Annotated in this window: 24 protein-coding genes; 8 read left to right on the top strand and 16 right to left on the bottom strand. The window is 71.2% G+C overall.

What is annotated here, in order from left to right:
• Window positions 1-31: 31 nt before the first annotated feature.
• Entirely contained in the window at window positions 32-1,036 is a 1,005-nt protein-coding gene (locus tag AC3IX6_RS15560; RefSeq protein WP_489370674.1) for an ABC transporter ATP-binding protein, read from the bottom strand.
• A 48-nt stretch (window positions 1,037-1,084) separates the two neighbouring features.
• Here AC3IX6_RS15560 and AC3IX6_RS15555 point away from each other — a divergent pair, with 48 nt between their 5' ends.
• Window positions 1,085-1,846 (top strand): TetR/AcrR family transcriptional regulator, encoded by a 762-nt coding sequence (locus AC3IX6_RS15555; protein WP_489370673.1) that lies wholly within the window; start codon window positions 1,085-1,087, stop codon window positions 1,844-1,846.
• Here the strand turns inward: AC3IX6_RS15555 and AC3IX6_RS15550 are convergent.
• Window positions 1,824-2,069 carry a DUF397 domain-containing protein gene (locus tag AC3IX6_RS15550; protein WP_489370672.1) on the bottom strand — a complete coding sequence of 82 codons (246 nt, stop codon included), beginning with the start codon at window positions 2,067-2,069 and terminating at the stop codon, window positions 1,824-1,826. The two genes, AC3IX6_RS15555 and AC3IX6_RS15550, sit on opposite strands and share 23 nt — an antisense overlap.
• The gene (locus tag AC3IX6_RS15545) at window positions 2,066-2,890 is read right to left on the bottom strand and encodes a helix-turn-helix domain-containing protein (protein WP_489370671.1); all 825 of its coding nucleotides are present in this window, start codon (window positions 2,888-2,890) and stop codon (window positions 2,066-2,068) included. Before AC3IX6_RS15545 ends, AC3IX6_RS15550 begins: the two co-directional genes overlap by 4 nt.
• Before the next feature lie 113 nt (window positions 2,891-3,003).
• Between AC3IX6_RS15545 and AC3IX6_RS15540 the strand changes: the two genes are divergently transcribed.
• On the top strand, window positions 3,004-3,393 hold the full coding sequence (locus AC3IX6_RS15540) for an ATP-binding protein (protein ID WP_489370670.1): 390 nt from the start codon (window positions 3,004-3,006) through the stop codon (window positions 3,391-3,393).
• Window position 3,394: 1 nt separating this feature from the next.
• On the opposite strand, the gene AC3IX6_RS15535 is transcribed toward AC3IX6_RS15540, so the two are convergent.
• The 5 genes from AC3IX6_RS15535 to AC3IX6_RS15515 all read right to left on the bottom strand — a co-directional run bounded on the left by AC3IX6_RS15535 (window position 3,395) and on the right by AC3IX6_RS15515 (window position 7,404).
• Window positions 3,395-4,852, bottom strand: coding sequence for a hypothetical protein (locus AC3IX6_RS15535; RefSeq protein WP_489370669.1), 1,458 nt, complete (start codon window positions 4,850-4,852; stop codon window positions 3,395-3,397).
• Window positions 4,853-4,973: 121 nt separating this feature from the next.
• A complete protein-coding gene (locus tag AC3IX6_RS15530) occupies window positions 4,974-5,498 on the bottom strand; it encodes a hypothetical protein (protein ID WP_489370668.1) in 525 nt (174 codons plus the stop codon).
• A complete protein-coding gene (locus tag AC3IX6_RS15525; protein ID WP_489370667.1) occupies window positions 5,495-6,052 on the bottom strand; it encodes an RNA polymerase sigma factor in 558 nt (185 codons plus the stop codon). The genes AC3IX6_RS15530 and AC3IX6_RS15525 overlap by 4 nt, the downstream gene beginning before the upstream one ends.
• Window positions 6,053-6,057: 5 nt before the next feature.
• Complete coding sequence (locus AC3IX6_RS15520; RefSeq protein WP_489370666.1) at window positions 6,058-6,489, bottom strand: DUF3995 domain-containing protein; 432 nt, start codon at window positions 6,487-6,489, stop codon at window positions 6,058-6,060.
• Between the two features lie 117 nt (window positions 6,490-6,606).
• Window positions 6,607-7,404, bottom strand: a complete 798-nt coding sequence (locus tag AC3IX6_RS15515; RefSeq protein ID WP_489371459.1) for a VOC family protein — start codon at window positions 7,402-7,404, stop codon at window positions 6,607-6,609.
• Between the two features lie 241 nt (window positions 7,405-7,645).
• Between AC3IX6_RS15515 and AC3IX6_RS15510 the strand changes: the two genes are divergently transcribed.
• Window positions 7,646-9,454: an FG-GAP-like repeat-containing protein gene (locus AC3IX6_RS15510; RefSeq protein ID WP_489370665.1), complete on the top strand. Its 1,809-nt coding sequence runs from the start codon at window positions 7,646-7,648 to the stop codon at window positions 9,452-9,454.
• A 67-nt stretch (window positions 9,455-9,521) separates the two neighbouring features.
• On the opposite strand, the gene argS is transcribed toward AC3IX6_RS15510, so the two are convergent.
• Complete coding sequence (gene argS, locus AC3IX6_RS15505; protein ID WP_489370664.1) at window positions 9,522-11,318, bottom strand: arginine--tRNA ligase; 1,797 nt, start codon at window positions 11,316-11,318, stop codon at window positions 9,522-9,524.
• A gap of 213 nt (window positions 11,319-11,531) precedes the next feature.
• Between argS and lysS the strand changes: the two genes are divergently transcribed.
• Complete coding sequence (gene lysS, locus AC3IX6_RS15500; protein WP_489370663.1) at window positions 11,532-13,271, top strand: lysine--tRNA ligase; 1,740 nt, start codon at window positions 11,532-11,534, stop codon at window positions 13,269-13,271.
• A gap of 93 nt (window positions 13,272-13,364) precedes the next feature.
• Here the strand turns inward: lysS and AC3IX6_RS15495 are convergent, their stop codons facing one another.
• From AC3IX6_RS15495 to AC3IX6_RS15485, 3 genes are all read right to left on the bottom strand, one after another.
• Window positions 13,365-14,753 (bottom strand): DUF2637 domain-containing protein, encoded by a 1,389-nt coding sequence (locus AC3IX6_RS15495; protein WP_489370662.1) that lies wholly within the window; start codon window positions 14,751-14,753, stop codon window positions 13,365-13,367.
• Window positions 14,754-14,896: 143 nt separating this feature from the next.
• Window positions 14,897-15,682, bottom strand: a complete 786-nt coding sequence (locus tag AC3IX6_RS15490; RefSeq protein WP_489370661.1) for a DUF3558 family protein — start codon at window positions 15,680-15,682, stop codon at window positions 14,897-14,899.
• A 192-nt stretch (window positions 15,683-15,874) separates the two neighbouring features.
• Window positions 15,875-16,711 (bottom strand): DUF3558 domain-containing protein, encoded by an 837-nt coding sequence (locus AC3IX6_RS15485; protein WP_489370660.1) that lies wholly within the window; start codon window positions 16,709-16,711, stop codon window positions 15,875-15,877.
• 170 nt (window positions 16,712-16,881) lie between these two features.
• Between AC3IX6_RS15485 and AC3IX6_RS15480 the strand changes: the two genes are divergently transcribed.
• Window positions 16,882-18,075, top strand: coding sequence for an RtcB family protein (locus tag AC3IX6_RS15480; protein ID WP_489370659.1), 1,194 nt, complete (start codon window positions 16,882-16,884; stop codon window positions 18,073-18,075).
• A 48-nt stretch (window positions 18,076-18,123) separates the two neighbouring features.
• On the opposite strand, the gene AC3IX6_RS15475 is transcribed toward AC3IX6_RS15480, so the two are convergent.
• Window positions 18,124-18,291 carry a hypothetical protein gene (locus AC3IX6_RS15475; protein ID WP_489370658.1) on the bottom strand — a complete coding sequence of 56 codons (168 nt, stop codon included), beginning with the start codon at window positions 18,289-18,291 and terminating at the stop codon, window positions 18,124-18,126.
• Window positions 18,288-18,896 carry a hypothetical protein gene (locus AC3IX6_RS15470; RefSeq protein ID WP_489370657.1) on the bottom strand — a complete coding sequence of 203 codons (609 nt, stop codon included), beginning with the start codon at window positions 18,894-18,896 and terminating at the stop codon, window positions 18,288-18,290. Before AC3IX6_RS15470 ends, AC3IX6_RS15475 begins: the two co-directional genes overlap by 4 nt.
• A gap of 244 nt (window positions 18,897-19,140) precedes the next feature.
• On the opposite strand from AC3IX6_RS15470, the gene AC3IX6_RS15465 reads away from it, so the two are divergent.
• On the top strand, window positions 19,141-20,268 hold the full coding sequence (locus tag AC3IX6_RS15465) for a DUF8094 domain-containing protein (RefSeq protein ID WP_489370656.1): 1,128 nt from the start codon (window positions 19,141-19,143) through the stop codon (window positions 20,266-20,268).
• A gap of 182 nt (window positions 20,269-20,450) precedes the next feature.
• Window positions 20,451-21,155 carry a polysaccharide deacetylase family protein gene (locus AC3IX6_RS15460; protein ID WP_489370655.1) on the top strand — a complete coding sequence of 235 codons (705 nt, stop codon included), beginning with the start codon at window positions 20,451-20,453 and terminating at the stop codon, window positions 21,153-21,155.
• Between the two features lie 26 nt (window positions 21,156-21,181).
• Here AC3IX6_RS15460 and AC3IX6_RS15455 read toward each other — a convergent pair whose 3' ends face one another.
• Together AC3IX6_RS15455 and AC3IX6_RS15450 are read right to left on the bottom strand one after the other, a co-directional pair.
• The gene (locus AC3IX6_RS15455) at window positions 21,182-21,943 is read right to left on the bottom strand and encodes an SDR family NAD(P)-dependent oxidoreductase (protein WP_489370654.1); all 762 of its coding nucleotides are present in this window, start codon (window positions 21,941-21,943) and stop codon (window positions 21,182-21,184) included.
• A 128-nt stretch (window positions 21,944-22,071) separates the two neighbouring features.
• Window positions 22,072-22,407: a YnfA family protein gene (locus tag AC3IX6_RS15450; protein WP_489370653.1), complete on the bottom strand. Its 336-nt coding sequence runs from the start codon at window positions 22,405-22,407 to the stop codon at window positions 22,072-22,074.
• A gap of 105 nt (window positions 22,408-22,512) precedes the next feature.
• On the opposite strand from AC3IX6_RS15450, the gene AC3IX6_RS15445 reads away from it, so the two are divergent.
• Window positions 22,513-23,013 carry a hypothetical protein gene (locus tag AC3IX6_RS15445; RefSeq protein ID WP_489370652.1) on the top strand — a complete coding sequence of 167 codons (501 nt, stop codon included), beginning with the start codon at window positions 22,513-22,515 and terminating at the stop codon, window positions 23,011-23,013.
• Window positions 23,014-23,107 lie beyond the last annotated feature (94 nt).

The following is a 23,107-nucleotide window of genomic DNA, read 5'->3' as shown; positions in this document are numbered from 1 at the left end:
GGCGCGGTCAGGGAAGTGGTCGTGGAAGTGGTCACGGAGCGGCTCCCGTCAGGGTGAGGAACACGTCGTCGAGGGTGGCGCCGCGGACCGAGAAGCGGTCCACGGCCGTGCGGTCGGGGTCGAGCGCGTCGAGCAGGGACCGGACGTGGGCGGCGCTGCCGTCGGTGGGCAGGCTGAGGCCGAGCTCCTCCGGGGCGAGGGTGAGGTCCTCCGCGGCGGGGGCGCCCTCGCCCGCCGCGAGGCGGGCCGCTCGCGGGGCCAGGGCGTCGTAGGCGTCCCGGCTGGCGAGGGTCAGGTCCAGGCGGTGGCCCGCCACGCGGGACTTGAGCTCCGCCGGGGTGCCTTCGGCGGCGATCCGTCCGCCGGCCAGGACGGCCACGCGGTCCGCGAGCCGGTCGGCCTCCTCCAGGTACTGGGTGGTGAGCAGCACGCTCGTGCCGTCGGCGCGCAGTTCCCGTACGAGTTCCCACAGGTCCTGGCGGCTGCGCGGGTCGAGCCCGGCGGTCGGCTCGTCCAGGAAGATCACCTCGGGCCGGGCGACCAGGCTCGCGGCGAGGTCGAGGCGGCGGCGCATGCCGCCCGAGTAGGTCTTCGCCGTGCGTCCGGCGGCTTCGGTGAGCCCGAAGCGGGCGAGGAGCTCGTCGGCGCGGGCCCGGGCGGCGCGCGGTCGCAGCCCGCGGAGCCGGCCCAGCATGCGCAGGCACTCGGCGCCGGTCTGGAGTTCGTCCACGGCGGCGGACTGCCCGGTGAAGCTGATGGAGCGGCGTACCAGGGCCCGCTCGGACGCGGTGTCGTGGCCCGCGACCCGCGCGGTGCCGGAGTCGGGCTCGGTGAGGGTGGCGAGGATCCGGACGGTGGTGGTCTTCCCGGCGCCGTTGGGGCCGAGGAGGGCGAGGACGCTGCCGCGCGGGACGGCGAGGTCGATGCCGTCGAGCACGCGGAGATCGCCGTAGGACTTGGTCAGGGCGGTGGCGTGGATGCCGAGGTCGTCCACATCGGACTCCGATCTGCGTTCTGCGTATGGGTTACGCGCCATTGCGTAAGTAATACACAGAACTAGGATGTGCGTCAACGAGGGAGCGCTATGGCGAACGAAGCGGAAGACGACGGGACAGGGCTCCCGGCGAGCCTTGCCATGGCCTGGGGTCTGCGCGAACGCCCCGGCAAGGGCCCGCGCCCCACCCTCACCCTCCAGCGGATCGTGGACGCGGCGGTGGCGCTGGCCGCCGCGGAGGGGATGGACGCCGTCTCCATGGGCCGGGTGGCCAAGGAGCTGGGCGTCTCGACGATGTCCCTCTACCGGTACGTCACGGCGAAGGAAGAGCTCTACATCCTGATGGCCGATGCCGGCGTCGGCACCCCGCCGGTTTCCTCCGGGGCGTCGGGCTGGCGGGAGCTGCTGTCGGAGTGGGCGTACGCGCAGCGGGCCGTCCTGATGGCCAACTCCTGGATCGTGCGCATCCCGCTCACCGGGGCACCGGTCAGCCCGAACCAGCTCGCCTGGATGGAACGCGGGCTCGCGGCGATGGCCGGGACCGCCCTGAGGGAGGGCGAGAAGGTCTCGGCGATCATCCTCATCGGCGGCCTGGTCCGCAACGAGGCGACGATGGTCGCGGACATGATCGCCGCCATCGTGAAGTCCGGCGTCTCACCGGACCAGGTACTGGGTCAGTACGTACGCACCCTGCGGCTGATGACCGGCCCGGACACGCACCCGGCAGTGACGCGCCTGCTGGAGTCCGACGCGTTCTCGGGTGCGGACGAGCCGGATTTCCAGTTCCGCTTCGGCCTGGACCGCATCCTGGACGGCCTGGCCGCGCTGATCAGCGAGCGGTCCACTCCGTGAGGGCGGCCCAGGCGGCCGGAGTCAGGTCCAGCACGGGGCCGTTCTGGACCTTGGAGTCCCGGACGTGGACGGAGTCCGGGCAGGTGGCGACCTCTACGCATTGGCCGCCTTCGTCGCCGCTGTACGTGGACTTGCGCCAGGCGACGGCCACCTCCAGGCAGGCGCCGCCTTCGTCGCCGCTGTAGCTGGACTTGAACCACTTCAGTGCGGTGGTGGCGCTCATGTCTCTCCTAGCAGGCGGTCCAACAGGCCCCGCGTGTGCTCGGCGTTGAGGGCCTGGGTCCGCAGCATTGCATACTTGCGCGCGAGGATGCTGACCTCATTGGGGTCGGAGATCAGGTGGCTGCCGCGCTGGCTTTCGGTGTAGCCGAGGTGCTGGTGGTCTGCTGTTTCCAGAAGGGTGAACGGCCCGTTGAGGCCCGCGTGAGAGGTCCGGCCCAGTGGCATCACCTGGAGGCTCACGTCCGGCAGATCGGCGCAGGCGCGCAGGTGTCGCAGCTGCTCCGCGTACACCTCATCTCCGCCCAGTTGGTCCCGTAGGACGGCTTCCCAGACGACGAAGCTGAGCGTCGGCGGACTGTCACGGTGCAGGATCTGCTGGCGCGCGATGCGCGAGGTGGTCAGCGAGGCGATCTCCGCCTCAGGGTGCGCCGGGACACGGCATGTGAAGACGGCCCGGGCGTAGTTCTCGGTCTGGAGCAGGCCCGGTACGACCTGGTTGTCGAACCAGGAGAGGGCGATCGCGCTGTACTCCAGGTCCATGTACTCCTCGGCCCAGGGCGGCGTCGCGTCCACGGCGGGCATCTCTTGGGCCGCCACTGTCAGAGTCCCCGGCAACCCCAGATGCTGGTCCATCAGCTCCGCGACGTTCGGCATCAGCGCCCGCCGCCCCTGCTCGATGGAGGCGATGGTCTCCGCGTCCAGGTGGACCAGCTCGCCGAGCTGTGTCTGCGTCAGGTTCTTGGCGATGCGGGCCGCGGCCACCTGCTTGCCGACCATCTTCATGGTCGTCGCGTTCGGCCGTGCGCGTTTCCTCGGTGGCATGACGATGAACTCCCCACCCTCGCGGCTGCACTACCCCGTGCCAACCCGTACTCATCACTGAGTACGGGTTGCCGTACTGCTCCACGCTAGTCACGTAACGCGACGATCGGCACGTGAATCTGCATACTCAACCCGCCCTGGTTCAGGAGCGCCTCTACCTGCGCTCACCCCAAACCATCAGCGCCGCACGCCACTTCACACGTGACACCTTGGAGGTGTGGGGCAGGGACTCCCGGCGGGACGACACATTGCTCTGCGTGAGCGAGCTGGCGACCAACGCGCTGCGGTACGGGGTCCCGCGCGGGCGGGGATACCTGCTGCGACTGCTCACGTACGACGGGACCGTCCGCGTCGAGGTGCACGACAGCGGGCCCGGGCTGTCGCGGATTCGGGAGCGGACGGCCGGGCGGGGGCTCGTGCTCGTGGACGCCCTCGCCGACGCCTGGGGCGTGCTGCCCCGGGCGCCGGGCAAGGTCGTCTGGTGCGAGTTCCGCTGCCGCTGACTCAGACGGCGGTGTCGCGGCGCCGGTGCCGGCCGGTGCCGGCGACGAGGGCCGCGCCCATGGCCAGGGCCACGCCGGCTCCGCCGAGTGCCCAGGTCGTGGCCGGGGAGGAGCCGGTGGTGGCGAGTTCACCGCCGGGCGGGGTGCCCGTTCCGGGGGTGATCGGGGTCGAACCACCGTTGGGGCCCGGGGTGTTCGCCGGGGGCGGGGTCACCGGAGGCGGCGTCACGGGAGGCTTCGTCACCGGGGCGGGGGCGACGAGTCGGGTCAGGAGGTTGCCCGTACGGCTGCCCACCCAGTCCGATCCGTCCGGGCCGCTCCGGCCGTCGCCGATGACGTAGAAGATCATGTCCCCGAGCCGGACGTCGGCGGCGAAGCGGACGCGGATCTTGACGTCGAGGCTCTGACCTGCGCCGACCGGTATCCCGCCGAGCTGCTTGATGACGAAGGCGCCGTCATCGAGTTGCAGTTCGCCGGTCTTCCAGCCGTCCTTGCCGTAGTACTGGACCTGGAAGTCCGAGGGCTTGGTCCTGCTCCAGTCGGGGCGGGCGACACCGAAGTAGAGGTCGAAGCGGTCGATCGCCTTCTTCCCGGAGTTGTCGACGTGGACGGAGAGGTCCTGCCAGCCGCCCACGTGCAGGTTCTCGGGGATTCCGTCGACGCGCAGCGCCGGGCCCACGTGTTCCTCGGGGATGCTCGTGGCGCCGGCGATCTTCGCCTTGTACCAGTTGGTGGGGGCCCAGGCCCGTCCGCCGTCGGGCCGGATGCTCAGGCCGTCGGACGTCATGTCGAAGACGATGACGGGGGCGTCGGCGGTGAAGCTGATGCGCACCTGAACGGTGGAGCTCCCGCCCCGGGGCAGGGTGCGGGGTGCGCCGATCGAGAAGTTGTTCATGCTGGAGGGCTCGTCGGCGTTGAGCCACTCGGCAGCCTTCCAGGAGCCGTCCTCGGCGCGGTACTGGAGCGTGAAGTGCTCGGCCTTGAGCTTGCCTTCGGCCCGGTCGACGCTGATGCGGGGGGTGAGGTTCGCGACCTCGATGTGGCCCGTGTTGTCGAGGGTCACGGTCAGCGGGGTCCAGCCGCCGCCCGGCTTGAAGCCGTCCTTCGGGAGGCCCGAGATCGTGATGTCGGGGCCCATGAGGATCGAGTCCGGCGGGGTTTCCTTGGCCGCGGCGGGCGGGCTCGGCTTGGCGGCCTCCGGGGCCGGGGTGACGGGCGCGGGCTGCGGCGCGGCCGGCTTGGCCTCCGGGGTGGCGGGCTGAGTGCCGGGCTGAGTGCCGGGCTGGGCAGCCGGGGGCGTCACCGGAGGTGCCGCCGGGGCCGGGTCGGTCTGCGGTACGGAATCCGGCACGGACACGGCCGGTTGCTGCTGCTCGTCCGCCATCGCGGGTGTGCTGATGAGGGCCGTCGGGCCGACGACTGCTGCGGCGGCCACGGCGGCTATGCGCTTGAACTGCATGGTTGGGTTCCCTCCCCTTTTGAACGTGCTCAGGCTAGGGGCGGAATGGGGAAGTTCCGGTCCGCAAAGAGATCACAGGTTCGCCAAGAATTGCCGCGCCCCAGGATCAGTTCTCCTTTGGTTACGAAGGGGGCCGAATGGGATTTGTGAACGCGAAGTGGGGCTCATGGGCGACCCGTTCCGCCAGCCGGGCCATCGCCCGTCGGAGTTCGCGCTCCGCGCCGACCGGGACGATCGCCGCACGGCCCGGGACGCGTACGCCGCCCGTCAGGGCCACGCGGGTGGTGCCGTCGGGGGTCGGGGCGGCGGCCATGCCGATGATCAGGAAGCGGCTCTGGAGCCAGCACCAGCCCGGGCGCAGGACGCCGTGGAAGTGGGCCCGCAGGCCGTACTTGCTCCGGGCCAGTGCCTCCACGCGGTCGCCCGCGACCCGGAGCACGCGCACGCTGCGCATGTCCGGCTGGAAGCGGCCGAACTCGCCCTCCAGGTCCGACATCACCGGCCAGACCGCCTCCAGGGGGGCCGGGAGGGTCGCTTCGACGACCCGGGCTCCCGGGACGCCGGCCGCCATGATGCGCAGGCGGGCGACCGGGTCGACGGGGTTGACCGGATCGGCCGGGTGCAGTGCGTTCGGGTGGGTCGTCATGCGGACCACGCCTTCCGGAAGCTCGTACGGGCCCGGTGCAGCCGGGACTTGGCGGTGCCCGGCGGGACGCCGAGCAGGGCGGCGGCGGACTCCTCGTCGAGGCCTTCGACGTCACGGAGTACGAGGACGGCCCGGTGGGCGGGCGAGAGGCGGGCCAGGACGTCCTCGATGTCGGCGGCCAGCTGCGGATCGTCCCGGCCGGGTACGTCGGCCAGTTCCGCCGGGCGGTCGCGGCCCGCGCGCCGGGCGGTGCGCACGGCCTCGCGGACCGCGATGGACCGGACCCAGCCGTACAGCGTCTCCGGGTCACGCAGGGTCCGCAGGGAGCGGAAGACCGCGAGCAGGGCCTCCTGCGCGGCGTCCGGGCCGTCCGCGAGGGCGATCGGGTGGCAGATCCGGGCGATGTACGGGGTCAGGTGGTCGAGGAGGTCGTGCAGCGCGAGGGTGTCTCCGCCCCGGGCCGCGCGCGCGAGGGCGACTCCGCGGTCGCGGGCGGCGGGGGTGAGGGGGCCACCCCGCGGCCCGCCCCGCAGGCGGCCGGGCACTGGGCTCACCGGTCTCACCGGGCCCGTGCCAGACGCGCCGCGGCCCAGCCGAAGCCGAGGCAGGCGGGGGTGTACAGGGCGAGGTTGAGGGCGCGGAAGGGGCCGTCCGCCGGGCTGTCGAGGAGACCGGCGGCCCAGCCCAGGCCCGCGAGGCCCCGTACGGCCAGCCCGGCGGCGACGGCGGCCGTCACCAGGCGGGCGGGGAGCCCGCCCCGGCCGTGCGCGTGCGCGAGCACGGCGGCGGCGCCGGTGAGGGTGAGCGCGGCGAGCGGCAGGACGACGGGCGGGCCGAAGGACACCTCGGAGCCGAGCACGGCCAGCGACAGGGTCCGCTCGTCGGGGGCCGGCCAGGTCAGGCCGGTGGCCCAGTACAGGTGGACCAGCCCGTCGGCGGCGAGCAGCGCGGCGAGCGCCCGCCCGGTGCGCCTGCGCGTCGAGTCCTTCATCGTCTGCCCCCTCGGTGGTGGAACGCTCCGGCAACGTTCCGGCACACCGAGGAGGGGGCTCACAGGGGAAACGTTCCCTGTGGGCCCCGTCACATCAGGACGTCAGCGGTGGCCCGGTCAGGCGGGCTGCTCCGGGGCGGTCGCCGTGATGATCGAGAAGCCGCCGCCCTGCGGGTCGGCGAGGACGGCCATCCGGCCCGCCACCATGTCGAAGGCGGGAGCGAGGACCGTGCCCCCGGCGCGGACGGCGGCCGCCTGGACCTCATCGACGTCATCGACGTGGAAGTACGGCATCCAGTGCGGCGGAACCCCCGGCGGAAGCTTGTCCATGTTCATCATCCCGCCGACCGCGCGGCCGCCGACCTGGAACTCCGTGTACCCGTCGGCGCCCGGCATCGCGGACTCGGCGGTGGTGACGGGCAGGACGGCGGTGTAGAACGCGATCGCGGCGGGGACGTCGCCGGTGCTCAGCTCGTTCCAGATGAGCGCGCCGTGCTCGTTGACGATGCCCGCCCCGTCGAAGGTGCCCGCCTGCCACAGGCCGACGACGGCGCCGGTCGGGTCGACGACGACGGCCATCCGCCCGAGGTCCATGACGTCCATCGCGCCCATCATGACCGTGCCGCCGGCGTCGGTGACGGACTTCAGGGTGGCGTCGAGGGAGTCCGTGGCCAGATACGTGGTCCACACCGTCGGGGGCATCGGGTCGGGGACCGTACCGTCCGGGTTCATCGCCTTCATGATCCCGGCGACCGGCTTGCCCTTGAGGGTGCAGACGGAGTACCCGCCGGTCTCGGGCGGGCCGATCTCGCCCTGCCAGCCGAAGAGGTCGGCGTAGAAGTCGATGGCCGCCTGCTGGTCGGGAACCATCAGGTCGATCCAGCAGGGGGTGCCGGACTTGTAGGGGCCGTTCATGTCGGGCACGGGGCCCTCCGTCGGGGTGGGTAGGGGATGGACGGCCCGTCCCCTACCCGGGTCATACCGGCTCAAGCGTGCTGTTCGGGTGAAAACGGGTGCGCGTGGGTGGGGGAGATGGAGGGGTGGGCGGGTCCGGAACTCCCGGCCCCCGCCCGCGGGCCGGGGGCCGACGATCCGTGATCATGGGGCGCCCGGTGGGAGATCCGCCGGACGCGGGAAAGACATGTGGGGTGGGGAATTGAAGAGATCCGTACGGATGCTCGTGTCCGTGGCGGCGACCGTCGCGGCACTGGGCACGACGCTGGGCACCGCGCTGGTCGCGGGGCCCGCCGCCCAGGCGGCACCGGCCGTGGCACCGGCATTGGCTGCGGCCGTGGCACCGGCATGGGCTGCGGCCGCGGCACCGGCCGCGGCACCGGCGCAGAACGAGATCCGGGTCGTGTCCTGGAACATCTGCGGAGAGGCGGGCGGCGACCGCGGGGATGCGGGCTTCTGCCCGTACCGGAACGAGCCCGCCGCGAAGATGGACGAGGTCAAGAAGGTCGTGGACGAGCGGCGGGCCAACGTGGTCATGCTGCAAGAGGTCTGCGGTGGCTCTCCCGTCGGCGCCCCGGGCAGCCACATGGCGCTGCTCCAGCAGAGCCTCGGCGCCGAGTGGTCCATCCGGCACGCCAAGGGCGCGCGCCCCAAGGACGGCCGCACGGATTGCCGCCCCCCGGCGCTGACCGGCGAACTCGGCATCCTGCTGGCCGTGAAGGGGACCGTCACCGGCTCCTGGTCCCAGAACACGCTGCCCGACTCCCCGGACGACCAGCAGACCCTCCCGGTGCTGTGCGTGGCGGTGGAGGGCTGGAGCACCACGCCCTGCACCACCCACATCATCCCGGGGCAGGCGAGCCGCGCCGCCCAGCAGATCAAGAACGTCAAGGCGTTCGTGGACGCGCACGCCCCCGGCGGCTCCGTCCTGGGCGGCGACTTCAACCGCAACGCGGGCGCCGCCGAGATGGCACCGCTGACCAGCGCCTACGACAACTGCATCGACGGGTACACGTACCACGGCTGGGACACGATCGGCACGGCCGGGCACTCCTGGAACGAGCTCGACCACCTCTTCACCACGAAGGCGGCCGGCGCGAGCCGCTTCGCCTCCTGCGCCATCGACTCGGCGCGCATGGACACCACCCCGAACGAGCCGGACAGCGGTGCTCCCAGCGGCTTCTCCGACCACGCCCCCGTCTCCGCCGTGCTGCGCGGCGCCCCCCGGACCGGAGACATGGACGGCGACGGCACGTCCGACCTGGTCGCCGTCGACGACGCGGGCAAGCTCCGCCTCTACGCGGGCCAGGGCAACGGCTCCGTCACCGGCAGCCCGGCCGTCATCGGCAGCGGCGGCTGGAGCGGCGCCTCGGTCTCCCACCGCGGTGACTGGACCGGCAACGGCACCGAGGACATCGTGGCCCGCGTCGGCAGCGAACTGCGCGTCTACCCGAACCGCGGCGACGGCTCCCTGGCCTCCCCGGTCCGCATCGGCACCGGCTTCCCCACCGACTCCAAGGTGGTCGGTGTCGGCGACGCCACCGGCGACGGCTACCCGGACGTGATCGCCACCATCGGCGACGCCCTGTGGCTGTACGCGGGCGACCCGGCCGCCAACCCCGGGGTGAAGTCCGGCGTGCAGATCGGCCTGCGCGGCTGGTCCCCGATGAGCCTGAGCGCGGCCGGTGACGCCGACCACGACGGCAAGGCCGACCTGTTCGCGCGCGACGCGAACGACGAGAAGCTGTGGCTCTACCGGGGCCACGGCGACGGCACCTTCGGCGAGCGCACCGAGTACGGCCACGGCTACGGGACCGGCAACCGGCCGCTGCTGGCCGGCGCGGGCGACGCCGACGGCAACGGGGTCGCGGACCTGTGGGCGACCACGAACGAGGGCACCGGCACGCTGATGTTCTACGCCGGCGAGGCCAACGGCGCGGGCGACCCGGTGGACGGGAACCGCACCACGGTCGGCGCCGGCGGCTGGAACGCGATCCGCGCGATCAGCTAGCGGGGACACGCCGAAGGGGCCCCGGGGAACACGCTCAGCGCGTTCCCCGGGGCCCCTTCGGCGCGGGTCAGAGCTTCTCGGGGGTGCGGATGCCGAGGAGGGACATGCCCTTGCTGAGGGTGCGGGCCGTCAGGTCGCAGAGGAACAGACGGTTCTCGCCGACGACGAGCTCGGGCTCGGGCTTCACGACCGGGCACTGCTCGTAGAACGTCGCGAACAGCGAGGACAGCTGGTAGAGGTACGCCGCCACCTTGTGCGGGGCGTACTCCGCGGCCGCCTCGGCGATGAGCTCGCCGAAGTGGTCCAGGTGCAGGCCCAGCGCGCGCTCGGCCGGCGCCAGCTCCAGCTCCGGGTGCGCGACCGGCTTGCGGTCGCCCGCCTCGCCCGCCTTGCGCAGGATCGACTTGATCCGGGCGTAGGCGTACTGCAGGTACACGGACGTGTCACCGGTCAGCGAGACCATCTGGTCCAGGTCGAACTTGTAGTCGCGCGCGGCCGAGGTGGACAGGTCCGCGTACTTCACGGCGCCGATGCCCACGTACTGGCCGTTCTCGACGATCTCCGCCTCGCTCAGGCCGATCTTCTCCGCCTTCTCGCGGACCACGGCGGTCGCCCGCTCGACGGCCTCGTCCAGCAGGTCCACCAGCCGTACCGTCTCGCCCTCACGGGTCTTGAACGGCTTGCCGTCCTTGCCCAGCACGGTGCCGAAGGCCAGCTGCACGGCCTTGGTGTCCTCGTTCAGCCAGCCCGCCCGGCGGGCCGTCTCGAAGACCATCTTGAAGTGCAGGGACTGCCGCGCGTCCACCACGTAGATGAGGGTGGTCGCACCCAGCCCGCCGACCCGGTCGCGGATCGCCGAGAGGTCGGTCGCGGCGTAGCCGAAGCCGCCGTCGGACTTCTGGACGATCAGCGGGGTCGGGTTGCCGTCCGGACCCTTGACGTCGTCGAAGAACACGCAGAGCGCGCCGTTGGAACGGACGGCCACGCCCGAGTCCTCCAGCAGCTTGCAGGTCTCCACCAGCATGTCGTTGTAGCCGGACTCGCCGATGACGTCCGGGTCCTGGATGTCCATGTCCAGCTTGTTGAAGACGGAGTAGAAGTAGATCTTCGACTCGTCCACGAACCGCTGCCACAGGGCAAGGGTCTCCGGCTCGCCCGCCTGGAGGTCCACCACCCGGGCCCGGGCCCGCGTCTTGAACTCCTCGTCGGAGTCGAAGAGCGCGCGCGAGGCCTTGTAGAGGCGGTTCAGGTTGGACATGGCCTCCTCGCCGGAGACCTCCGCTGCGTCGTCGCCGTCCCCGGCGCCCTTGTGGTCCAGCTCGTGCGGGTGCTCCATCAGGTACTGGATGAGCATGCCGAACTGGGTGCCCCAGTCGCCGATGTGGTGGCGGCGGACCACCTTCTCACCGGTGAATTCGAGGATCTCCACCATCGCCGCGCCGATCACCGCGGAACGCAGATGGCCTACGTGCATCTCCTTGGCCACGTTCGGCTGCGCGTAGTCGATCACCGTCGTACCCGGCTGCGCGGCGAGCGGCACACCGAGCCGGTCGTCCGCGGCACGGGCCGCCAGGGTCTCCACGATCGCCCTGTCGGTGATCGTGATGTTGAGGAAGCCGGGGCCCGAGACCTCGATCTCCTGGATCAGACCCGCAGTGTCGATGCCCTCGACCACGGTCGTCGCCAGCTCGCGCGGGTTGGCCTTGGCCTTCTTCGCGAGCGCCAGGATGCCGTTGGCCTGGAAGTCGGCCCGGTCGCTTCGTCGCAGCAGCGGGTCGCTCGCACCGGCATCCGGCAGGGCGGAGGCGAGTGCGTCGGCGACGCGCTGGTTGACGGAGGAAGCGAGGGAAGGGACCGAGGCCATGAGCTGCCGTTCCTGTGAGGTCGTGCCTGAGCGTGCACTGGGGGTGTCGATTGGGGTTTCAGACAAGGACCGAGTATCCCACGCGAGGGCTGTCCACATCCCGGGATATACGGGCGACCGGGCGGCACCGATAACCCGCCGACAAACATCAGAGCGCTCTGTTCCGTCTGGGAGAATGGCGAGAAGCCAGCATTCGAGAACGAAGGACGTGTCGTGGCTCAGAGCGCCCCGAGCAGCACCGAGACCGACTGGGTCTCCCGTTTCGCGGACGAGGTCATCGCCGAGGCGGAGCGCCGAGCCCCGGGCAAAACGATTGTCGTCGCGTCCGGCCTCTCCCCCTCCGGCCCGATCCACCTGGGCAACCTCCGCGAGGTCATGACCCCGCACCTGGTCGCGGACGAGATCCGCCGCCGGGGCCACGAGGTCCGTCACCTCATCTCCTGGGACGACTACGACCGGTACCGCAAGGTCCCCAAGGGCATCCCCGGCGTCACCGAGGAATCCCACGCCCAGCACATCGGCCGCCCGCTGACCGCCGTGCCCGCGCCCGAGGGTTCCGCGTACCCGAACTGGGCCGAGCACTTCAAGGCCGCCATGGTCGAGGCGCTGGCCGAGCTGGGCGTCGAGTACGACCCGATCAGCCAGACCGAGCAGTACACCGCCGGCACCTACCGCGAGCAGGTGCTGTTCGCGATGAAGCACCGCGGCGACATCGACGCGATCCTCGACCAGTACCGCACCAAGCAGAAGCCGGGCGGCAAGAAGCCCCAGCAGAAGCAGGTCGACGAGGCCGAGCTCGAAGCCGCCGAGGGCTCCGGCGCGGCCGCCGAGGACGACGGCAGCGCGGAGGGCACGGAGTACTTCCCGTACAAGCCGTACTGCGCCGAGTGCGGCAAGGACTTCACCAAGGTGACGTCCTACGACGACGAGACCACCGAGCTGACCTACGTCTGCACCGAGGACCAGTACACCGAGACGGTCAAGCTCAGCGAGTTCAACCGCGGCAAGCTGGTCTGGAAGGTCGACTGGCCCATGCGCTGGGCCTACGAGGGCGTGATCTTCGAGCCCTCCGGCGTCGACCACTCCTCGCCCGGCTCCTCCTTCCAGGTCGGCGGGCAGATCGTCGGCATCTTCGGCGGCGAGCAGCCGATCGGACCGATGTACGCCTTCGTCGGCATCAGCGGCATGGCCAAGATGTCCTCCAGCAAGGGCGGGGTCCCCACCCCGGCCGACGCGCTGAAGATCATGGAGCCGCAGCTGCTGCGCTGGCTCTACGCCCGCCGCAAGCCCAACCAGTCCTTCAAGATCGCCTTCGACCAGGAGATCCAGCGGCTCTACGACGAGTGGGACAAGCTGGAGGCCAAGGTCGCCGACGGCTCCGTGCTCCCCGCCGACGCCGCCGCCCACGCACGCGCCGTACGCGTCGCCTCGCACGAGCTGCCGCGCACCCCGCGCCCGATGGCCTACCGGACGCTCGCCTCGGTCGTGGACATCACCGCCGGCCACGACGAGCAGACCCTGCGCATCCTCAGCGACCTGGAGCCGGACCGGCCGCTGACCTCGCTCGACGAGGTGCGCCCGCGCCTGGACCGCGCCGAGAACTGGATCACCACCCAGGTCCCGGCCGACCAGCGGACGCTGGTGCGCGAGGAGCCCGACGTAGAGCTCCTGTCCTCCCTGGACGAGGAGGGACGCGAGTCCCTGCGCCGCCTCGTCGACGGGCTCGACTCGCACTGGTCCCTCGACGGCCTCACCACGCTCGTCTACGGCGTGCCGAAGGTGATGGCCGGCCTGGAACCGGACGCCAAGCCCACGCCGGAGCTCAAGGTCGCGCAGCGCACGTTCTTCGCCCTGCTCTACCGGCTGCTCGTGACCCGGGAGACCGGACCGCGCCTGCCCACGCTGCTCCTCGCCGTGGGGGCGGAGCGGGTGCGCAAGCTGCTCGCCGTCTGAGGAAGCGAATGAGGGCCCGCACCCCCAGGGGGTGCGGGCCCTCACTCATGTCCGCGTCCACGTCCACGTCCGTGTCCACGTCCATGTCCGGAGCTACGCGATGTGCTCGTTCTCCAGCTCGGTCTGGTAGCGCTGCTTGAGCTGCGGGAAGATCTTGCGGATCAGCGAGGCACTGCGCGGATGCACCACGCCGTACCGGTCGGCCAGCAGTATGTCGAGCTGCTCCGCGGTCAGGACCTCGCCGTTCTCCTCCAGATGGGAACGGAACACCTCGTACGCCGCCTCCGCGAACTTCACGTCGTCGTCGCTCGGCGGCTCGCCCTCCGGGAAGGCCTCCTCCTGGCGGGGACCCGGTATCGGCAGCTCCTGCTGCTCGTCCGGGCCGGTCGGGGGCATCACCGGGGTCGGCTCCAGACCCTCGACGTACTGCGGGTTGTAGCCGCCCTCGTACGCCGCCTGCGGCGCGCGGGGCGCCGCGAACCACGCGCTGTTGTGCGCGGCCGGCATGGCCGTCGGATCCACCACGAACGCGGGCGCGTCGGGGTGGCCCTGCGGAGCCTGCGCCCCGCCCGGGCCCTCCGCGTACTGCGGCCCGGGCCCGGCGAGCTGGTGCTGCTGCGCGGCGTCACCGGAGGCGTCGGCGGAGGCGTCGGCGGAGGCCTCGGCGGAGGCCTCGGCCGGAGCGGGGGCCGGCGCGGAGGCGGCCAGGGCCGGCGCCGCGGCCGGCAGCTGCGCGCCTTCGGCGCCCGCCGGGAGCGCCGGAGCCGTCGGGTCCGCGGCCGGGGGCGGGGGGATGAGCAGCGGGTCGATGCCCGCCGCCGCCAGGCCTTCGGGGGCCGTCTGGGAGAGCGGGACGCCTATGCGGGCCAGCCGCAGCGGCATCAGGGCCCCGACGGGCGCCTTGCGGCGCCAGGCGCGGCCGTAGCGGGCCTGGAGGCGGGCCTGGTAGATCAGCCGGTCCTGCTCCATGCCGACGGCCTGCTCGTAGGAGCGCAGCTCCCACAGCTTCATCCGCCGCCACAGCTTGAAGGTGGGGATCGGCGAGAGGAGCCAGCGGGTGAGGCGGACGCCTTCCATGTGCCGGTCGGCGGTGATGTCCGCGATCCGGCCCACCGCGTGCCGGGCGGCCTCCACGGTCACCACGAACAGGATCGGGATCACCGCGTGCATGCCGACCCCGAGGGGGTCGGGCCAGGCGGCCGCGCCGTTGAAGGCGATCGTCGCCGCCGTCAGCAGCCACGCCGTCTGGCGCAGCAGCGGGAACGGGATCCGGATCCACGTCAGGAGCAGGTCCAGCGCCAGCAGGACGCAGATGCCCATGTCGATGCCGATCGGGAAGACCAGCGAGAAGGAGCCGAAGCCCTTCTTCAGGGCCAGGGCGCGCACGGCGGAGTACGAACCGGCGAATCCGATCCCCGCGATGACGACGGCTCCGGCGACCACCACACCGATCAATATCCGGTGCGTACGAGTCAGCTGCATCGCGGCCACCCGCGATCCCCTCCCCTTGTCGAGCTACGGCAGGGCACAGCGTACGCGCGTACGGGGAAAGGGACGTCGGCGGTCCGCAACCGGGGCCACGGGCACCGGTACCGACCGCCGACGGCGCAGTGCGCCCCGGGGCCCTAGGAGTTCGAAGGCGAGGGCTGCTGCTCGGGCTGCGCCGACTGCTCCGGCTGCTTCGCCTCGTTGGCGGCCGCGACCGAGGCCACGGTCTCCTTCGCCGCCGCGATGGCGTCCTGGAGCAGCTTGGCCTGGTCGGGAGCGGCCGCGCCCTCGTAGGCCGTGCCGTTGTAGTCGAGGGTGACGACGACGTTGTGCGTGCGGGCGATGACCGAGGTGTTGAAGAAGTCGCCGTCCTTCTTGGTGGTGAAGGTGACGGAGGTGGCCTGGTCGCCGATGCCGCCCGCTTCCTCCGGCTTCACGTTCTCCGCGCCCTCGACGGCCTTCGCCTTCTCGACCTGCTTGGCGTACTCGTCCTCGGCGCGCTTGGAGCCGGTGCCGACCGAGGCGAGGGAGTCGTAGCGGACCAGGGAGATCGAGAGCCAGCGGTACTGCGAGCCCTTCAGACCGGCCTCGTCCAGGCCGTTCCAGGTGCAGGTGGCGCGGCTGGTGAGGTCGTTGGACTTGGCGGCGGTGCCGTTGGTGTCCTTCGCCTTGGGGACGATCGTCTCGATGGTCTTCGCGGCGACCGCCTTGCACGGCTCCGGCAGCGTGGAGTACACGGCCTTCTCCAGCGCCTCCTTGGAGGGCTTGGAGCTCGGCTGGGCGGACGAGGACGCTTCGGACTTCTTGCCGCTGTCGGTGCCCGACTTCTTGCCCGAGTCGGACGAGCAGCCGGCGACCGTGAGGATCACCGGGACGGCTGCGCAGGCGAGGACGCGGGTGAGGCGCGAGGCTGATCGGTGCATGATTCCTTCAGACGTTGTGGGTCTTCGTGCGGTCGTCGTGCGGTCGTCGTGTCGGTCGTCGTGCGGTCTTCGTTCGGGTTCGTCCGGGCCCCTTTACGGGCGCGGAACCCGAGCAACGGTAGCCCGACCCGGCGCCCGGCTGCTGTGCGCGCCGTCACGACGGCCCCGCACGCCCCCCTGGGACGGGACCGGCTATTCGTTGAACCGCTCCACCAGAGCTTGCGCCAACTGCCTTGCCCTGTCCTGGGTTTCACCGCTCGGCGGGATCGTTCCGGGCAGCGCGGGCTGCACGCTGTACTCGACGGTGACGATGACATTCGAGGTACGGAACACAATGCGGACGGTGCGCGCCTGGGCGGCGGTGGCGCCGGCGGCGGCGAGCTTGTCGTCGAGGAAGGCCTCGTTGCCGAGCCCTTCGAGCACGCGGGAGCCGAGCTCGGGCGCGGGACTTCCGCTCGCGCCCGGGCTGCCGCTCGCGCTGGTGCTCGGCGTCGGCGCTCCGGGGATCGGGGCCCCGGGGGTCGGCGCCCCGGACCCGGACGGCGTCGGGCTCGCCGACGGCACCGGGGCGGGCAGGTTGGCGGCGGTGAGCTGGCGGCCGTAGACCTGCCGCGCCTTGTCGTCGTCGCTCGTGGTGGCCCGGTCGTAGGAGACCACGCGCTCGAAGCCCACCGACAGCAGCCGGGTCTCGGTCGGCGTCTGCGCGGTCCAGCGGCAGCCGACGCGCCGGTCGGCGTCGTACGAGGCGTCCGCGACCCCGGCGTAGAGCGCCTCGCGGGCCTCGGGGGCGAGGGCGTCGGGGGCCGGGAGCATCGCCTTGACCTTCTTGGCGTCGGCGGCCTTGCAGGGCATGGGCAGGCTGCGGTACTTGCCGGGCTGGGCGCCCGTACCGGCGTTCGCACCGGCCTTCGCGTCGATGGTGGTGCCGGATCCGCCGCCGTCGGTGCAGGCGGTGAGGCCGGCCGCGAGGGCGGTGAGCATCGCGATGGCTGGCAGGACTCCACGTACTCGTACCGTCTTGCGCTGCACGTTCCACCGGCTCCCTTCGGGAAAATGCTTTGCCGCGGCTGGGACGCGGATGGACACAATGTCTATCGCACACGCTGGTGCCGGCGCCGGTCTCCTGTCGCATTTGGGGCCATGAGCGAGGCTTTTGCGTTTCCAGGCTTTTGTGGTGTTGACGGGGTGTTGAGGGTGAAATGTCATATGTAGAAGTGCCCGGGGCGAAGGTTCCCATCCGGATGTGGACCGACCCGGCGTCGGTCGAGGACAGCGCGATGCGCCAGCTCCAGAACACCGCCGGCCTCCCCTGGATCAAGGGCCTCGCCGTCATGCCGGACGTCCACTACGGCAAGGGCGCCACGGTCGGCTCGGTCATCGCCATGAAGGACGCGGTCTGCCCGGCGGCGGTCGGCGTGGACATCGGCTGCGGCATGTCCGCCGTGAAGACCTCCCTGACCGCGAACGACCTCCCGGGCGACCTGTCGGGCCTGCGCTCACAGATCGAGAAGGCGATCCCGGTGGGCGCGGGGATGCACCGCGAGGCGGTGGATCCGGGGCGGCTGTACGGGTTCTCGGACCGGGGGTTCGGGGATCTGTGGGAGCGGTTCGACTATGTCGCCGACGCGGTGAAGTTCCGGCGGGAGCGGGCATTGCGACAAATGGGGACACTTGGAGCCGGAAATCACCATTCAGAAGTCAATATCGATCAGGAAGGGGTTGTGTGGCTGACCCTGCACTCCGGATCCCGAGGTATTGGCAACGAGCTTGCCAACCACCACATCGGCATCGCGCGAGGGCTGTCCCACAACCGGGGGCTGATCGACCGGGACCTTGCGGTCTTCCTGTCGGCGACGCCGGAGATGGCCGCGTACCGGCACGATCTCTACTGGGCTCAGGAGTACGCCAAGTACAACCGTGCGGTGATGATGAGCCTCATGAAGGAGGTCGTCCGCCGGCAGTTCCGGAAGGCGAAGGTCTCGTTCGAGCAGGAGATCAGCTGCCACCACAACTATGTGGCAGAGGAGCGGTACGACGGAGTGGACCTGCTGGTCACGCGGAAGGGTGCGATCCGCGCCGGAAGCGGCGAGTACGGGATCATCCCGGGCTCGATGGCCACCGGCACGTACATCGTGAAGGGCCTCGGCAACAAGGCCGCCTTCAACTCGGCATCGCACGGAGCGGGCCGGCGGATGAGCCGGACGGCAGCCAAGAAGCGGTACACGGCACAGGATCTGGTGGACCAGACCAAGGGCGTGGAGTGCCGCAAGGACTCGGGCGTCGTGGACGAGATCCCGGCGGCGTACAAGCCGATCGAGCAGGTCATGGAGCAGCAGCGGGACCTCGTAGAGGTCGTGGCCAAGCTCCGGCAGGTCGTCTGCATCAAGGGCTGAACGCGAGAGGGGCACCGCATGTGCGGTGCCCCTCTCGCGTTGCCGTGTCTACTGAGGTGGGGCGACGACGCGACCGCTGCGGATCCGCCAGAGGCGCATCGCGCAGCTCTGTTCGGTCCGGTCCAGGGCAGCGGCCGCTGCGGCCGGGTCGTTGAGGCGGACCAGTTGCTGGTCGTCCTGCACGGTCCAGCGGCGTCGTGGCGGAGCGATCCTCATGTCGGCGGGACGGACCCAGCCTTGGATCGATTCCGCGTTCGCCTTCTTGTGGGCGAGGGCGAGGCAGCCCTCGTAGTACAAGTGCGCGGCGAGCTGCTGCGCTCCGTCCCTGTGACCTTCTTGCCGTAGTGGCACAGGTAGGCGGCGATAGCCGTGCTGGCCGAGGTCAGGGAAAGGAACGGGAAGCCCTGTGCGGTCCAGCCGAGGGACCCGTCCGCGTCGATGATTCCGCGGAGGTAGTCCGGGCGGGAGAAGTCTGTGCGGGGAGGCTTGATGGTCAGAGATTTCTTGCCGTACGGGATGCCGAGCTCGTTGACGATGGTGCGGACTTCGAGTGAGCAGACGGCCCAGGTCGCCGAGTGGTGGCGTTCGGAGAAACTGGTGCTCCGGACTCGCTCGGTGATGGAGCTGTAGTAGGGCGTGAGCTGCTGAAACTCGCGGAGGATGTGGATGTCGCGCGCGTTGATCTCGACGGTGAGTTTGCCCTTCTGTCCCCTGCCCTGCGCCAAGTGCCCGTCGGCCTGGAGGAAGCCGAACATGTAGGCGTAGCGGGGGTCTTCGAGGTCCATGAAGCGCGCGGGCGCGCTAGGGTCCGAGTCAGCCATGGGGAAGTCGTCTCTTCCTTGTCGGTGAGGCCCTCGCCCGGGACTGCCATCCCGGGCGGGGGCCGTTTCTGTTGTGGCCGAACCTAGGGATGGATTCGGCCTGTCCGGGGGCTCTTGGGGTGGCTTCACTCGAACGCATGGTGGGGTGTCACATGCCAGTTCGTGGACGGTGTGGTCGGCCGAAGTGTTCGCGGGTGCGATCTGATCTGCGGAAATTCGGCGCGAGGGGTGGGGGGGATCTGTCGTGGTGCATGGCGTCGTCGGTCGGCGGTGGGGGCGGGGTGTCGGCCTGGGGGTCGTCGTGGCCTTGGTGGCGGGGGTAGCCGGGTGCTCGCCCGCGAAGGTGGGCGGTGACGCGAAGGCGGTGGAGGCGGCGCCGTCCGTCGTGGCTGTTCCCGTGGTGTCGCGGGTGATCGGCAAGGAAGACGCCGAGAAGGTGTTCAACGCGTACGAGTTCTCCCACTCGGTCGCCGAGAAGGCGGCGGACGCCGCCAGGCTCGCGCCCCTCGAGACCGCCACGTTGCTGGAGGAGAGCAAGGCTCGCTACGCGCGCTGGACCGCGAAGGCCCAGTACAACAATGACGGCGACACCTTCACCCGGTCCGTCTTCGTCATTCCGACGGAGGCGGAGCAGCCGGGGTACCCCCGCTCGTTCGCCGTCTTCAGCAAGCGGGAGGACGCGCCCCGTGATCGGGCCACCGCCGTGCACTACTTCACTCAGGGCGAGGCCGGCGGGCCGTGGCTGGCGGCCGCCGTGACCTGGGTGAACGGTGATCCGGCCGTGGCGGGCGCCCCGGACCGCAGTCCGTTCGAGCGGCTGGGCCTCAAGGCCCGGGAGAAGGGGATCGCGGCGCCGAGGGCCGAGCCGGAGGCCGGTGGCGGGGTGCTGTCGGTGACCGCCGGGGAGGATCGGAAGGTGTGCGGGCGGTACGCGGAGTACATGACCTTCACGGCTCCGCGCGGTGAGCGGGAGAACGAGCACTTCGTGCCGGGTCCGCTGACGAGTGAGGCGGTCGACGAGCTCAACACGCGTGACGATCGAGTGGACGGGGGCGTGCGACACCGTTTCGCATACGGGGCCGCGGGTGTGGAGTTGCCCGTGGTGAAGCTGGCGGACGGCACGTCCTTGGTGACGTGCACGTACGTGCAGACGGACCATCTGGCGAACAAGGCGGGGACGAACTGGTTCACGTTCAAGAAGGGCAGCCCCACTGACGACATGCTGGGTGGCGGGGGCCGGCACTGGGTCGATGTGAAGCTGCGTTACGCGGTGACCGTGGTGTTCGAGGTTCCGGCGCAGGGTCCGGCCGATGTCGTGGCCTCCAACTCCCTTGCTTCGCAGCTGCTTTCCGCGGAAGGAACTCGCGGCTAGGAAGTCCTTCAACTCGGCCTCGCACGGAGCGGGCCGGAAGGCGAGCCGGACGGTGGCGAAGGAGCCGGAGTCGTCAACTCCGTTAAGTCGTAGGTGGATTCGGCTGGGGAAGTCGTCGTCCGGGGGCTTGACGCTGGGAGTTGGTCTAGACCAAGGTGTGCCGCATGTGGAGATCTCGTGCGGTGCTTGCCGCGTTCGCGTCGTTGTCGCTCACCGTTGGCGGGGCTCAGGCCGCCGGTGCCGTTGGATCCGAGGCCGCTGCTCCGGCCGCCGTCGCGGGGGCGCGGGCCGTTGGGCTGCCGCCCGTCGTGTCGCACGTGCCGACCTCGGAGAAGGTCGTGTTCATCACCATTGACGACGGGTGGGCGCACGATCCTGCTGTCGCGCAGACGCTTGTGGACCAGCGGGTGCCCGCTTCGCTGTTCCTGCTGCCGGGGGCGTTCTCGTACGACGCCCAGTACTTCACCGGGCTGGTCGCGCAGGGGCGGTCGGTGAACGTCGAGAACCACACCGTCAATCACCCCGATCTGACGTCGCTCGACGCCGCCGGCAAGGACGCCGAGGTGTGCGGGGCCGGGGAGCAGGTCGCCGCGGCCTTCGGGCGGGAGCCGAAGCTGCTGCGGCCGCCGTACGGGACCGTCAACGACGACGTGCGGCTGGCCGCCAAGGCGTGCGGGGTCAAGGCGCTGATCACCTGGACGCACGACTTCACGACGTGGGGCGAGACGCCGGCCACGCCGCAGCTGAACGCCGGCGACATCGTGCTGCTGCACTTCACGCCGACGCTGGGCGCGGACCTGAAGCGGGCCCTGGACGCGGCGAAGGCCGCCGGGCTGAAGCCGGCGGCCTTGATGCCGCACCTGAAGAGTGCCGGGTTGGTGCAGTAACTCTGGTGCAGTAGCCGCAGCGCGTACTACAGCTCGCGGTGGAGCTTCGTGTTCGAGGCCTGGGCGCGGGGGCGGACCACCAGGAGGTCGATGTTGACGTGGCTGGGACGGGTCACCGCCCAGGTGATGGTGTCGGCCACGTCGTCGGCGGAGAGGGGCTCGGCCACGCCGGCGTAGACCTTCTCCGCCCGCTCCGCGTCGCCGCGGAACCGGGTCTTCGCGAACTCCTCGGTCTTGACCAGGCCCGGGGCGATCTCGATGACGCGGACGGGCTGGCCGACGATCTCCAGGCGGAGGGTCTCGGCGAGGACGCGGGCGCCGTTCTTGGCGGCGACGTAGCCGGCGCCGCCCTCGTAGGTGGCGTGGCCGGCGGTGGAGGAGAGGACGACCACCGTGCCGTCGCCCGAGGCGGTCAGGGCCGGGAGCAGGGCCTGGGTGACGTGGAGCGTGCCGATGACGTTGACCTCGTACATCGTGCGCCAGTCGGCGGGGTCGCCGGTGGCGACGGGGTCGGCTCCGATGGCGCCGCCGGCGTTGTTGACGAGCACGTCGCAGCGTTCGAGCGAGGCGGCGAGGGCGTCGACGGCGGTGCGGTCGGTGACGTCGAGGGCGTGGGCGGCCGCGGAGTGGCCGGCGGCCGTGATCTCGGCGGCGAGGGCCTCGATGCGGTCCTTGCGGCGGGCGGTGAGGACGACGTGGTAGCCGGCCGCGGCGAGCTGCCGGGCGGTGGCCGCGCCGATGCCGCTGCTCGCGCCGGTGACTACGGCGGTTCGGGTGGCCGTGCTCATGCTGGCTCCTCGTGCGTTCGTACGGGTGAGTACTAGGGCCTGTCGTCAAACTGCCGTCGTCGCCCGAAGCGCGGCAGACGGCAGTTTGACGACAGGCCCTAGCCAGCATAGGCGGGTCGCCGTGCAGGTCACCGGGCGCGCGGGGCGTACATGATCACTGCCATGCCGGCGAGGCAGATCGCGGCGCCGGCGATGTCCCACCGGTCGGGCCGGTAGCCGTCGGCCAGTACGCCCCAGAGGAGGGATCCGGCGACGAAGACCCCGCCGTAGGCGGCGAGGACGCGGGCGAAGTCGCCCGTGGGCTGGAGGGTGGCGACGAACCCGTAGAGGCCGAGCGCGATGACTCCGGCGCCGATCCAGGCCCACCCCTTGTGCTCGCGGACGCCTTGCCAGACGAGCCAGGCGCCGCCGATCTCCAGGAGTGCGGCGAGGGTGAAGAGGGCGGCGGAGCGGGCGATGAGCATGGCCGGAACCCTATGCGGAGCGAATGAGCGAGCGGGGGAGGAGGGCTCGCCCTCGTTCGTGTGATGGTCCGACCATCGGAGGGACGGGAGGGCTAGCGTCCGCGCGTGGAGGTGGTCGCGGTGCGCCGAGGTGCCGTACGGAGTGTGGTGATGACCGGGCTGCTGGTGCTGCTCGGAGGGCTGGGGAGCGGTGTGGGGAACGCCCGCGCCGGTGCCGCCGGGCCGGAGGCCGACGTGGCCTATCACGGGCGGGTCGCCCTGGACGGGGGCCGGCTGCGGATCCTGCTGGTCCCGGAGAACGAGGGTCCGTCCGCCCTGCCGAACGCGACCGTACGGCTGCGCCTGTCGGCCGACCTCGCGAACCGGCAGGAACTGGCGGAGGGCTGCGCGCGGGCCGGGCTGCGCGAGGTGGTGTGCGAGACCGGGGAGCTGCCGCTGCACGGGCGGGGGCGGCACATCGGGCTGGTGCTGCGGCTGAAGGAGCCCGTCGCGGAGGTGGTGGTGCGGGTCGACACGTGGTGGAACGGCGGGGCGACCGACCGGAACCACACCAACAACGAGCACGTGGTGCTGGCCCTGGACACGGGGGACACGTACGCGTTCTGAGTGGTGTGAGTCGTGCGTGGCCGGGCCCGTCCGTGGTCCGGCCCGTGCGTGGTCCGGCCCGTGCGTGGCCGGGTCCGGCCGTCGTCCGGCGCGT

This window comes from Streptomyces sp. GL_141, assembly GCF_057834385.1.
Note: the sequence above shows the minus strand (reverse complement) of the source record. Positions and strands in the feature narration are given on the sequence as shown.